11 protein-coding genes are annotated in these 12743 nt (G+C 37.4%); all 11 read right to left on the bottom strand.

Features of this window, described 5'->3' with window-relative positions; all coding sequences use genetic code 11:
* Window positions 1-2: 2 nt before the first annotated feature.
* The 11 genes from FNN09_RS11260 to FNN09_RS11210 all read right to left on the bottom strand — a co-directional run bounded on the left by FNN09_RS11260 (window position 3) and on the right by FNN09_RS11210 (window position 11723).
* Window positions 3-818 (bottom strand): glycosyltransferase family 2 protein, encoded by an 816-nt coding sequence (locus FNN09_RS11260; RefSeq protein WP_143302458.1) that lies wholly within the window; start codon window positions 816-818, stop codon window positions 3-5.
* Window positions 809-1474: an acyltransferase gene (locus FNN09_RS11255; protein WP_143302457.1), complete on the bottom strand. Its 666-nt coding sequence runs from the start codon at window positions 1472-1474 to the stop codon at window positions 809-811. Before FNN09_RS11255 ends, FNN09_RS11260 begins: the two co-directional genes overlap by 10 nt.
* The gene (locus FNN09_RS11250; RefSeq protein WP_143302456.1) at window positions 1475-2824 is read right to left on the bottom strand and encodes a hypothetical protein; all 1350 of its coding nucleotides are present in this window, start codon (window positions 2822-2824) and stop codon (window positions 1475-1477) included. It abuts the gene before it with no gap.
* Window positions 2825-2840: 16 nt separating this feature from the next.
* Window positions 2841-3539, bottom strand: coding sequence for a cytidylyltransferase domain-containing protein (locus tag FNN09_RS11245; protein WP_143302455.1), 699 nt, complete (start codon window positions 3537-3539; stop codon window positions 2841-2843).
* A gap of 33 nt (window positions 3540-3572) precedes the next feature.
* A complete protein-coding gene (locus FNN09_RS11240; RefSeq protein ID WP_143302454.1) occupies window positions 3573-4616 on the bottom strand; it encodes a nucleotidyltransferase family protein in 1044 nt (347 codons plus the stop codon).
* A 23-nt stretch (window positions 4617-4639) separates the two neighbouring features.
* Window positions 4640-5764 (bottom strand): UDP-N-acetylglucosamine 2-epimerase, encoded by a 1125-nt coding sequence (gene neuC / locus FNN09_RS11235; protein WP_143302453.1) that lies wholly within the window; start codon window positions 5762-5764, stop codon window positions 4640-4642.
* 95 nt (window positions 5765-5859) lie between these two features.
* The gene (gene neuB, locus FNN09_RS11230) at window positions 5860-6873 is read right to left on the bottom strand and encodes an N-acetylneuraminate synthase (RefSeq protein WP_143302452.1); all 1014 of its coding nucleotides are present in this window, start codon (window positions 6871-6873) and stop codon (window positions 5860-5862) included.
* A gap of 28 nt (window positions 6874-6901) precedes the next feature.
* Complete coding sequence (locus FNN09_RS11225) at window positions 6902-7519, bottom strand: NeuD/PglB/VioB family sugar acetyltransferase (RefSeq protein ID WP_143302451.1); 618 nt, start codon at window positions 7517-7519, stop codon at window positions 6902-6904.
* A 77-nt stretch (window positions 7520-7596) separates the two neighbouring features.
* Window positions 7597-8745, bottom strand: coding sequence for a LegC family aminotransferase (locus tag FNN09_RS11220; RefSeq protein ID WP_143302450.1), 1149 nt, complete (start codon window positions 8743-8745; stop codon window positions 7597-7599).
* Window positions 8745-9932, bottom strand: a complete 1188-nt coding sequence (locus FNN09_RS11215; RefSeq protein WP_143302449.1) for a UDP-N-acetylglucosamine 4,6-dehydratase — start codon at window positions 9930-9932, stop codon at window positions 8745-8747. Before FNN09_RS11215 ends, FNN09_RS11220 begins: the two co-directional genes overlap by 1 nt.
* Before the next feature lie 24 nt (window positions 9933-9956).
* Window positions 9957-11723, bottom strand: a complete 1767-nt coding sequence (locus tag FNN09_RS11210) for an ABC transporter ATP-binding protein (RefSeq protein ID WP_143302448.1) — start codon at window positions 11721-11723, stop codon at window positions 9957-9959.
* Window positions 11724-12743: the final 1020 nt, after the last annotated feature.

Genomic DNA, 12743 nt, shown 5'->3' with positions numbered 1-12743 from the left:
CACTAGAAATTATTTTTTCGAATTTTTTTATAAAACTTATGTAACTGAATTTTTTTAATTAGTTGAATAATTTTACTACTCCTATAAAAAAACAATTCCGCTAAATTTTTTCTGTAAGTAATTATATCATCAAACTGATCAGGAAAGTGTTTTTGCAAAATATATCTCTTTTCACTCTCTTTTAAAGATACATTATTTAGACTTATTCCCCCGGTATCGAAACATGAAAAAAACAGAGAAACGTGCCTATATGTTGCATTATTTTTAACTATCGCCGTAATAAAAAAATTATAGTCGGAAGTAATCTTTAGATTCTCGTTGTACAAACCATTTTTTTCGAACAAGTCTCTTTTGTGAAATGTAGCAGGGTGCCCTATACAGTTATTAATAAAGTAAAAGAATGATAAAGAATTAGGGTAAGTCCATCTTTCGTTTTTATCAGTTAATATGTCTGCATAAACAATATCTTCGCCATTACTATTCTCAAACATTTTGAATATGGCATCCTTTTTCAACAGCCAATCTCCGCTATTCAGAAAGAGACAGTACTCACCTTTAGCTTTTCGAATCCCTTTATTCATCGCATTAAAAATTCCTTTATCTGTCTCACTTACCCAATACAATCCATTCTCAATGCCATTAAAGCGTTTCTTGTATTTTTTAATTACATCAATGCTGCCGTCTGAGCTTCCTCCATCTATTATTAGATGTTCATAATTGGCAAAAGTTTGCCTTGCAACGCTGTCTAGTGTTTTTCTAAGTCCATTGACATTATTTAGATTTACCGTAATAACTGAAAGTTTTATTTTTAATTCCAATGTATATTTCTTTTAATGATTATTGCAGGATGTCCTCCAATCAAACAGTTTTTTTCATCGAATTGTCCTTTTATAATAGAGTATGCAGCAATTACGCAGTTGTCAGGAATTATACTTCCTGAAAGAATTTTCACCCCAGAACCAATCCAAACATTATTACCAATTACTATAGAATTGTTTTTGTTTCTTTTTCCCTCATAACTTATTGTATGAAAATCTTCATCTAAAAATTGGCACTCCCAAGAAATAATGCAATTATCCCCTATCTGTAATCCATTATTAATAATGATTTTGGAAAAAGGATTTATATACCCACCAGATCCTATCTGTACAATAGCATTAGGTGCAATATCAAACCTGCATCCAATACCTATTGTGTAAAAGCCTTTTAAATTTAGTGTCCCATTTATATTTAATAAGGTAACATCTTTATTATGTGTAAAACCAACATAGTTCATGCCTATTTCAAGTCCTTTGGGGCTAATGATATTTTGGACACCAAAGATCTTTGTATTAGGGTGTTGTAGTATGTTTTTTTTGTAGAATAACTTATTTCGAATAAAAAAGTACGCAGTAGCAATCATACTGCATCTGGCTTTTTTACATTTTTTTTGAATGTAAAGTAGTTTATTTATACGCTTAATAATTGATTTCATTTAATAATTATTGTAAATACTATTAAAAGTTAATGAAGCATCTTCAATTGTAAGGATTGATTTTACTAGAGGATTTGTTTTAATATGTTGCTCATATAACATACTCCCTTCATTTGAGATAAGCCATGACGGGACTTTCAAATTTATTGCATCCTCTACAGTACTTGAAAAAGCAGTGATATTAAGTATTGCATTTGATAAAGAATCATATATCATCGCATTGTTATCCCAAACAAATTTTATCTTCAGTTTTTCTAATATTTCTTCAAATCCTACTTTAACATACTGATGGCTTGGATGTAGTCTAAGGATGATTTCCATTTCTGGAAATTTTTCATTTATGTATTTGAAAAAAAGATAAATAAAATGATCCTGTGGAAAAATAACATTTTGTAGTGTAAGCAATATTGAAGTCTTTGTTCCTAATTTACTTTCATTATTTTTCCAATTAGTAAGTGCAAAATTTTCAATCAGCTCAATTGTAACCTTTCCTTTTGTGTTATTTTTTAAGATTTCTCTTGCTTCAGCTGAATAAACATAAATTTTAGATGGTACCAACTTTAAGATGTTGTCATTTAAAACTCTATACTTGTAATCAATACCATTTTTAGAAATGACACCATGTTGAAATTCAATAGTTTCAATATTTAATTTGTGTGCAGCAGCATTTAAAGCATAAGTGTCAGGCGTACCATTTCCAGTATAATAAATCCTTTTTAAGGTTGTAAATTTAGAAAAGAAATATATGTAAAAATTATACCAATTGACAAAATAGCTATAACAAACAAGCAAGTTAAAAATCTGAATACTAGGATAGTTATTAGACACTCTTTCTATCTTAACTTCTTTAAGAACTTTCGAAAAAGATAATGTATTCTTTATTATAAATAACAAGTTGAAGAAATTATAACTTGATTCATAGTTTAAAATACGGCTATTACTTTTCACATGTACATTACTATAAAACAGAGGATTATCACCACTTCTTTCAATCATCAATGATTTTGACGATGACATTTCATTAAAAAATGGATCTGTGAATTTATTATAACCATTAACCCGTCTACCAATGCTAGAGACCCACAATTCATCGGTTTCCTTAAATATATTGTTAGGAGGAAGCTGTTTATTGCTTTTATAAAAGGAAGTTACGGCTCTTTTAAAGTTTCCTACGATCCTCCATATCATAGGCCTGTATTTTAGTTTCTTATAATCCTTAAAGTAAGATTTATAAACTTCAATTTTTAAAAGAGGCCATATATTACCATATTTTGTGTTTAAAAGATTTAAATTTTCTTTAGTTTCAAAAGCGTCTAATGCTTTATATATTTTAAAAAAATCATTATTCATTGTAGGTATTTTATATTTAGGATGTTAATCCTCTTGTAAAGCTAATTGCATTCTCCCAATCGCACTTCGTATCTATATCGATTGAATCCTCGGAACTCATTACATACTTTTTGATTTTTTCAGAATCCCATGGCTTATTAAGGTTGAGACTGAGGCTTAGGTTGAGGATGTAGATGGCGCCGTTTACCTCGTAAATAGCCGGGCAATCTTGCCGGCGCGTAAAATTAGCTTTTTTTGATTGATGGATAAAACCTTTATTGTCTTCTTCAAACAAGTTAAAGTAGGGGTTGCATTTGGTTTCTTTAACCGATACCAGCATTTCGGTTTTTTCATCCATTAAGTTGTAGGCTTCGCCAATGTGTTTGGCCCTGCGAAAAGGGGAAGTCGGCTGCAACAAAATCACTGTCTCAAAAGTTTTTCCCTTTTCTTTGTACCAATTAACGGCATGCTGCACCACTTGCCAGGTATTGGCCGTATCGGTGGCCAGGTCAGCCGGTCGGATAAACGGCACTTTTATGCCAGTTTGTTCGGACACACGAATAATCTCCTGATCATCTGTTGTCACACAAATGTTTTCCTTTTTGGTTAGCTCAAGGGCTGCTTCAATGGAATAGTGTATAAGCGGCTTGCCATTGAGCAGCTTGGTGTTTTTGCCGGGCAGTCCCTTGGAGCCTCCGCGAGCAGGTATGATAAAGAGGGTGTTTGTTATTAGCATGGTTTGAGATTGAGGGTAAAATTAAGGTGGAGGTTAAGGTTTGAGGTGTTTCATTATTTCTTTGGCCTTGTTGTATTCATCATGGCGCCCAATATCAATCCAATAACCTGTAATAGGATTATCAATAACCTTACCTTTTCTTTTAATGGTATCTTCAATCAAATCAGTGGCATTATAAAAAGTATCCTTAGGAATATTATTAATTAGTTTATTATTAATTAAATATATACCTGCATTGGCATAGTGCGTATTACTGGGTTTTTCCTTTAATCCAGTAATTTGACCGTTTTCGCGAACCATAATACCAAAAGGAATATTGACCGTATAGGGGATAGAAGCCACCGATAGTTCGGCACCTTTCTCCTGATGATTAAGGTATAAATCCTCAAAATCAACATCGGTAAATAAGTCGGAGTTCATAACCAATACATGGGGGTTTTTAAAATGCTTCACCATGCTCAGGGCTCCAATGGTACCCAAAAACTGGTCTTCGCGGAGGTACTGAATATTAATACTCTTGGATGAGCCATCGCCAAAATAGGCTTCAATTTGTTCGGCCAGGTAATTAACAGATATATAAATATTCTGCACACCATAGGTGATCAGGCGGTCGATATTGTGCTCAATAATGGGCTTACCACCCAATGGCAACATGGGTTTGGGGGTGTTATTGGTTAGTGGCCGTAAGCGTTCACCTTTACCACCGGCCATAATCACCGCGTCCATTGGTAGTATCGTCTTTGTTTTTTTCAAGTCAATAAGCCTGGTGATGCAGCCCTTGTCATCTAAGCAAGGTAGCAGGTGGATACCCCGTTTTTTCATGTCGTTGATTGCTTGGGGTGTGGTTTGCTCACCAATTGATATAAAGCTGGTGTGTATAAAGTCCTTTACTTGATCGTTGGTGGTTTTACCGGCTAAAAAGGCACGTCGTATGTCACCATCGGTCAAGGTTCCTACCATTTGTTGTGCTTCATTCACTGCAAATAACGTCAGTGTTTCGGGCACATGGTTTAAGAGTTCAAAGGCTTTTAATATACTTTCGTTTTGGTGTATGATATGTTGTTGGAAGTTATGCATGGTGGTTGAGATTAAGACAGAGGTTAAGGTTGAGATTTGAGGGTTAAGATGATTGATTCGACTGCTCCTCCCCGGTCGTAGGGGTTAGTACTTCTGTATACCTTCAACTCTTCAATTGTGTTGACCGCCTTTGTGGTGGCTGTTTCATCAATGGGAGTATGCATTACGTTATCGCCACAGGCACGTCCTTTTTGGCGATTACCCAGGTTAATGACCCGCTTATTAAAGCTGGCGGCTTCAATAATACCACTGGATGTGTTACCTATTAACATGCTACAATGTTTCATACATGAGAAGTAGCCTAATGTACCAAAGTTTTCAACGCATATTACTCTATCGGGATGTTGTTTTTCAAGCTTCAAGAAGGAGGTGCGAATTACAGTACCTTCCGTATCAGCGTTAGGTAGTGTAATTACTATTTGATACCTCTCTGATATCTCACTAAAGCTTCGGGATATAATTTCAGCATACTCTTTATTCATTTCAGGATTAACAGTTTCAGGGTGAAACGTACTTAGTATGGTTGGTTTAGACAGGTCAATAGTAAACCTCTCTTTAAAGTCTTCTATCGAAAGCAGTTTCATGTTTTTAAGATTATCCAGACTTAAGGCCCCAACCACCTTAACCTTATTCTCAGCCTCATTTTTATCTTCAATCAATTCCTTAACTCTTGCCCCAAATTCGGCAGTAGCCACAAAGTGTAATGAACTAGCCAGGGTAATACTATGGCGAAAGATGTTATCGATAGCGCCAAGCGTGCGCTCCCCTCCATGCAAATGAGCAAATTTAATTCCATAGGGTATGCCAGCCATTACGGCTGCAAACATCTCATAACGATCACCAAGGCAAAGAACCCAATCAAAGGTCTGCCTATGGTCTTTCCAAAACTCAGCAAACTTCAATGATGTGAGGCTCATGGCAGTTGCCACCGCATTGGCAGAATCACCTGCTAACATGGACTCTACACGGTAATTAACTTCAAAACCATCCTTTTTAATCTGGTCAAGGGTATGGCCATGAAAAGGAGAGAGGTGGGTACCAAAAGCAATGATATGGAGGTGTATGCTCTCATCTGCCTGTAATGCCTTTAACAAGGGCAGATAAATGCCATAGTCGGCTCTTGAACTGGTTAATACGGCTATATTCATACGTTTTTTCAGAAAGGTTGAGATTTAGGATAAGATTGAGGTTAAGGTCTAGTTTTAGAATAAGGTTGAGATTTTGATTAGGTTTACCTGTTCGTTTATACGAGATCCTCCCATTTAAGCATGCTACCGGCTTTTAATTCCCTGCAAGCTGTTTTACCTAGCACTTCATTCATTTTCATGGGTGAAATGCCATCACCCGGTCGTTTCATTTCCAGATCATCGGCTGTTAATATATGTCCTTCACGTAAATTACCTTGCAAGTGTATGGATTTTCTGGCAATGGATTTGTTTTTTAGTTCTGAAAGCGTAGGGGCTTTAATCCCTGTACCTAGCGCCCTTTCAATATTGCGAACACCCTTGACCATGTCCTTGAATTCCATCGGCTCCAATGATGCTTTATGATCTGGTCCCGGTAAACTATTATCCAAGGTAAAATGCTTTTCAATAACGGTAGCTCCCAATGCTACAGCCGCAATGGGCACTTCAATACCTTTGGTATGGTCACTGTATCCCACCCGACATGCAAAGCTTTTTTCAAGGTCGTGCATGGCTTTCAGGTTCACTTCTCCCATAGGGGTAGGGTACTCGGTGGTACAATGTAAAACAGTAATTTCTTCTTTGCTTTTACCCTTGCTGCACAACACTTCTATCGCATCGGCTATTTCTTGCTTGCTGGCCATACCGGTAGATAAAATTAGCGGCTGAGCTTGAGATGCCATATATTCAAGATAGGGTAAGTTCGTTAACTCTCCAGATGGAATTTTCCACAACTCCATTCCTATGCTTTCTAGAAAAAGAAGACTCTCCTGATCAAAGCCGGTAGACAGAAATTTTATACCGTGCTTTTTACAATGTTCCATCAAGATCTGATGATCTGTAGCTGACAGCTCCAATTTTTTGAGCATGTCGTACTGGCTTTCAACCATCCCAGTATTTTGTTTTTGATATTCAGCCTGCTCAGCTGTTTTGGAGACTAAGTTTTCTGCTTTAAAGGTTTGAAACTTCACATAGTCGGCTCCACAGTCCGCAGCAACTTCAACCAGTTGCTTAGCCAGTTCAATATCACCGTTATGATTGACGCCTGCTTCGGCTATTATAAGTGTCTGCATAGTAGTATGTCAAAGGTTGGGATGATATTTATCGTCGGATATATATACCCGCTTTATTAATATTTTTATATACGTTGGTACCTGCTGGTACAATCACATTACTTACAATAGACACATTATTGGCAATGGTAGAACCACTACCGATAAAACACTCATCAGCCACCTTTACCTGTCCGTTTAGTTGACAGGCCGTGGAGATATGATTATGCTTGCCAATTGTTGATTCATGCTCTATCAGCGCTTTACTATTGATGATATTATTCTGTCCAACGTGGGCCTCCGTATTTACCAGAGCATGATGCATCACAATGCTTCCTTCTTCAATATGGGCTGAAGAGCTCACATAGGCGAGGGGCGATATAATGACTGGTAGCTGAAAACCTATGGTCTTTAGCTTTTCAAATAGCAGTATTCGCACTTTGGCTGAACGTATCTGACCAACCGTGATAATGGCTTGTTTATAGGTATTGAATAACTCTGGTAAATCATCATCACAGCCAATAATCGTATAGCCGAGTATCTTTTGCCCGACTTTCTCCTTTTGGTCGACAATACCGGCAATTTCATATTTGCCTTCCTGCTCAATAACATCAATACAAGCCTTGCAATGGCCACCGCCACCAATTAGGATTATGGGTTGTTTCATGATTATGATTAAGGTTTAGGTTGAGACAAAGTTTAAGATTGAGGTTGAGGGTACTTAAACTTAGTTTTAACCTTAAACTATATTATCACACTACTAGGTATGTTAACAATACGATCTTCGAGGCATTGTGAATTTATCTGTTCATCTCGGTAACAATGGGCATACATCGGCATTTTGAATAACAGTGTCCATATTGGGCGACACATCACACCTTGTTTATTCATAAATTCCAAGACCCCATTACGTTGCTCTCTGTTTACGAGACATAAGGCATTCAACCAGTAATTGGATTCGGTGCCTTGTGGTTCGGTAATAAAGTCAATATCATTCTCAAGGCAAAAGCCACTTAAGCTCTTAGCCCATGCTCTTTTATTATCCACAAATTCCTCTAGTTTTTCCAACTGAGCACAGGCCATGGCAGCATTCAAATTAGGCATCCTAAAGTTAAAGCCCACCATATCATGTGTATATTCATAGGGGTGTGGCACCTTGGCTGTGGTAGTCATGTGTTTGGCTTTTTCGGCCAGAGCCATATCGTTGGTGACGATGGCACCACCACCACCACACGTAACTGTTTTATTTCCATTAAAACTGAATGCCCCCAATACGCCAAATGTACCAGTGTGCTGTTTTTTATAATAGCTTCCTAAAGATTCGGCTGCATCTTCAACTACAGGTATATTATACTCTTTGGCTATGGTAATAATGCTATCTATATCAACCGGATGACCAAAAGTATGCATGGGTACAATGGCTGCTAATTTTTTCCCTGTTTTAGTATTATAACAAACACCATCTTTGAGCTGTGCATAATCCTCCAAAAAGCTTTTTAAAGCAGCAGGGGAGAGTCCCATTGTTGTTTTATCAACATCCAAAAAAACAGCTTGAGCACCACAATAGCTAATGGCATTGGCTGTAGCAATAAAAGAAAGTCCTTGGGTAATTACTTCATCACCAGACTCAACGCCAGCCAATAATAAGGCTACTTGCAAAGCTGAGGTGCCGTTGACAGTAGCTACTGCATATTTAGCACCAGTAATCTCACACATTATCTCTTCAAAGCGATTCACATATTCCCCAACGGAAGAAACAAAGGTAGAGTCGATGGCATCATTCACATAGGTCTTTTCATTACCTATAAACCGAGGCTCATGCAAGGGGATAAATCCTTCAGGTGCAGAGTAAGCTTCGCGTATGAAGCTGCATAATTTCTTAAATTTCTCCATTACATTTTACTGTCAAGGTACTTTCCGGTTTCTTTATGTCCAAAACTAGGTATCATTTCATGAAATAATTGCACAATATCCTGCTTTGTCCAACGTTTATTCACTTTTAATTGATGAATGGTATCAGTGAAATGAGTTAACTTATCATCATCAGTTTTTAATTCATTTTTTATGATGCCAAGGTTGGCAAAGCGCTCCATATCCAAGACTTCATTATCGGTGTAGAACTCTTCAAAATCCTTTTCACCTGTGGTGTCACTTGTTGTGAATAAACATGGCCATTGTCCCTGCTGAGGCAAGGTAGTTGCTAGTTGGCGTGCTTCTTCTTCACTGTCGCATAAATAAGGTTCGTACCCAATATCTTTTAAATATTTAATGGCGATGTCGGCAAAAGTAATCAAATGTAAGTTTTTACTCAGCTTAGGAAAATATACATCTCTGTTCTCTCCAAAGATACAAGACATCAGGCATAATTCACCCGATTCCTGTGGTATTACAAAGTAACGCTTGATATCTTTAGGAGCAACAATGGGCTGCCTTTTCTGTATGCGTTGGTTAAAGCCATGCAATAGAGATCCGTCTGAAAAAGCGACGTTGGCAAATCGGGCAGTTGAAATAGTTATTTGCTTGCTTCTGCGCATTAAAAATAGCTCCATGATTCGCTTGGAAGCGCCCATCATATTAACTGGGTTCGCTGCCTTATCAGTAGACACGCAAAAATATTTCTTACTCCCATTTTCAATTGATTGCTGAATGGTTTTTTCCGTATTAAACACATTCACATTAATCATACGCATCAAAGTAAAGGGATCCTTCTCACTTCGCACATGTTTCAATGCTGAGAGGTTTAGTACGTAATCATATTGTCCATCTTCTTCAATAAAGGCATCGTACTCAACAGAACCTATATCTAAAGCAAAGGTTTGGAAATCGCCCTTGATGTACCCAAATGAGCTCCGTATATCGCGCACCAGCTCCACCATGTTGTTTTCGCTGATGTCGACAACGTGTAGTTTAAGTGGATTGCGTTTAAAAATTTCTTTAGTAACTGCTTGTCCAATGGATCCGGCACCACCAATCACCAAAAAAGTAGAAGAGGCAACAATGCGCTTCAGCTCCTCCTGTTTGTTTTCTATATCTTGGGTAAAGAGCTGCTTTTCTCTTCCTATGAGTTTGAGTATGTCCATTCCTAATAATATAAAATCTATCCCTTAATTAATCTCACGTTTAATAAGATCCTGATATTTCATTTCCGCTTTTATTTGCCCCTCATCAACTTCAATAATGCGGTTGGAGTATTTAAGTGTACTGATGCGGTGAGCAATCACAACAATGGTCAGGTCGCCATCAGTCAGGTTACGTATCGATTCGGTAATATCTTTTTCTGTTTGCGTGTCTAGTGCCGATGTGGCTTCATCAAAGAATAAGATGGAAGCACCAGAATACAGGGCTCGTGCTATACCAACACGCTGTCGTTGACCACCGGAAAGCTTTGTTCCTCGTTCACCAATCATGGTGTTGGATTTATCGGGTAGTTCCTGGGTAAATTCCCATAAACTAGCCTGCTTAAGTACTTTTTCAAGCTTATCAGTATCTATCTGTTTATGCTCCAAACCAAAGGCCACATTTTCAGCCAAGGTACCATCCAACAGGTATACCTCTTGCTGCACATAGCCGATATGGTCGCGCCACGATGGGAGGGTGTTTTCATTTATTAATGTTTCATCAACCTTCAGTTGTCCCCTTGTAGGCGACCAAAAACCCAACATTAGGTTCATCAGTGTTGTTTTACCGGCGCCTGATGGGCCAATGAAGCCAATGGACTCACCTTTATTAATTGTTAGATTGATTTCATTCAAAAGAGTTTCTTTGGCATCTGGGAATTTAAAGTAAATATCCCTTAAAGTAAGGTTGTAATTGAACTTTATTTGTGAATGTTCCTTAAGTTCTGTCTTGTAATCTTTTACCTGTAAGATTGTGTCAAAAGTATATTGATACCCTTTAATGCTGATAAGGGCAATCATAATCCGATTAACGGATGGGAGTATGCGATAGGCTGCCAAGGCAAAGAGTCCTAATAAGGCAGCCAAGCCAGCTCGGTCGGGTAAAAAATAGAGTCCGTAGGCTGTAATGGCAAAAATAGTAATAACCATGCCTGCTTCAATTACCTTGGTAGGCGATTGTTGATATAAGGTTCGTTTAATACTGATAGTAACAAGCTTGTTAATGTAATAAGCTATTTTATTGCGAAAGCGATCTTGGGTATTTGTCACCTCTACATCAATAAAACCGAATATGCTTTGAAATATGCTTTTTCCAAGTAATGGGTGAACTTCATTTGCTTCCTTTTCAATTTTTGAGGTTCTTTTCTTAACCCAGCCGTAAAAAAGTAAAAAGATAGGTAAGATGGTAAAAGTTAACATTACAATTGCTTTCCAATCATAAATAATAAGGCTGGTAAGGATAAAGGATAGCACGAATAGTTCATTTAAGAAAGTGAAAATAGCTAATACTATTTGGTTTGAAAACCATTGAGGAATTTGGTTGACATCACGCATGATTTCATTGCTATTCTTATTTTTGAAAAAAGGAAATCCCTTACTATAATAGAGCTTGTGTATTCTGATAGCAAAATATTGGTAGAGTGAGAGCGAAAAGGTAGCTTGTGATTTAAGGATGAATAGACTCATCACATTCTTAAAAATAATGGCAAACACTATAAAACCGGCTAAAAACAGGATAAACTGGTTTTCGCTTGCAAAGCCTCCCATATTATATACTTCACTAATGATAGGATGTGTTTGTATGACACCGTCCTGCAATATTACAGAGAAGAGCGGTAGGAAGGCTGCCAAGCCAAGCATTTCCATAATCGAGTTGAGAAAAAGCAGAAGCATCATTTTGGCACTTTTCTTTTTATACCCGGGAGGGAGTACTTGTAGTATGCGTTTTATTGTTGAGAATATGAGGTTGTTCATTTGGATATATGATGGTTGAATGATGATTTATGATGTTTATTTACAGCTTCTCGAGGTATCGGGACTCGTTCTTTTCTTGTTCGCAGATTGCACGGATTTAAAAGGATTATTGATTGGCAGCTTGGTTAAAAATTAGTATCAAGATGTTAGTATCAAGTATCAAGACGATTTACAGCTTCTATAATTTAAAGGATTCATTGCTGTGCAATTTATGCACTCATCTCTCACCGCTCACTTCTCTTCTCTTTTTCTCTTATTTCAAAGCAACTTGTTGCGGTCTCTTATCTATCAGCGTAGCGTCTCTTATCTCTTTCTGCTCAAGCCGCAGGGGCTTATACTCTTCTTGTCTTGCTACAAGAAAGTATACAAAGAAGAGCAAGACTGCAGCACTCGATGACCTTTCTAAATTTTATTCGCTGAATGAAAAGAACTCTCCCGAAAAATCGGGCTCAAACAACTTTTCCTTCCACGCTCATTTCAATTGAAAGGTACCCATCTGCGTTGCTGAGGTCAGGACTTACTAACTTATCTTACACTTCTCTTATTTTGTCCGCAGATTGCGCAGATTAAAATGGATTAACGATGTGCATGGTGCTAATAGATATACACGGATTCATTGCTGTGCAATTTGTTTGTTTAGTTCTCAGCACTCACCGCTCACTTCTCATCTCTTTTTTCTCTTCTCTCAAAGCAACTTGTTGCGATCTCATATCTATCAGCGTAGCGATCTATTATCTCATAGCGTAGCGCTCTCTTCTCACTTATATAAACGCCTTCGGCGCGGTAAGTCACATTGTGCTTCCCGTTATTGTTGTTCAATACGGCGCAAAAGTACTTATGTTGCGTGAAAGAATAAATTAGTTTGCGAATTATTCTAATGTGTCCGAATTGGGCGAATTGATTGCTTTAAAAAGTATCAAGATGTTAGTATCAAGTATCAAGACGATTTACAGGGTGATTAAATGTATTACTACGAATTAGTCTAATTGTTTGCGAATTGAACGAATTGATTGGCTTGGT

The organism is Carboxylicivirga sp. M1479, assembly GCF_007097485.1.
GTDB lineage: Bacteria > Bacteroidota > Bacteroidia > Bacteroidales > Marinilabiliaceae > Carboxylicivirga.
Note: the sequence above shows the minus strand (reverse complement) of the source record. Positions and strands in the feature narration are given on the sequence as shown.

Excerpts from the sequence above, each read along its gene's own strand:
- neuB (WP_143302452.1), bottom strand. The coding sequence starts at position 6,873 with ATGCAGACACTTATAATAGCCGAAGCAGGCGTCAATCATAACGGTGAT.
- neuC (WP_143302453.1), bottom strand. The coding sequence starts at position 5,764 with ATGAATATAGCCGTATTAACCAGTTCAAGAGCCGACTATGGCATTTAT.
- FNN09_RS11240 (WP_143302454.1), bottom strand. The coding sequence starts at position 4,616 with ATGCATAACTTCCAACAACATATCATACACCAAAACGAAAGTATATTA.
- FNN09_RS11210 (WP_143302448.1), bottom strand. The coding sequence starts at position 11,723 with ATGAACAACCTCATATTCTCAACAATAAAACGCATACTACAAGTACTC.
- FNN09_RS11225 (WP_143302451.1), bottom strand. The coding sequence starts at position 7,519 with ATGAAACAACCCATAATCCTAATTGGTGGCGGTGGCCATTGCAAGGCT.
- FNN09_RS11250 (WP_143302456.1), bottom strand. The coding sequence starts at position 2,824 with ATGAATAATGATTTTTTTAAAATATATAAAGCATTAGACGCTTTTGAA.
- FNN09_RS11245 (WP_143302455.1), bottom strand. The coding sequence starts at position 3,539 with ATGCTAATAACAAACACCCTCTTTATCATACCTGCTCGCGGAGGCTCC.
- FNN09_RS11255 (WP_143302457.1), bottom strand. The coding sequence starts at position 1,474 with ATGAAATCAATTATTAAGCGTATAAATAAACTACTTTACATTCAAAAA.
- FNN09_RS11220 (WP_143302450.1), bottom strand. The coding sequence starts at position 8,745 with ATGGAGAAATTTAAGAAATTATGCAGCTTCATACGCGAAGCTTACTCT.
- FNN09_RS11215 (WP_143302449.1), bottom strand. The coding sequence starts at position 9,932 with ATGGACATACTCAAACTCATAGGAAGAGAAAAGCAGCTCTTTACCCAA.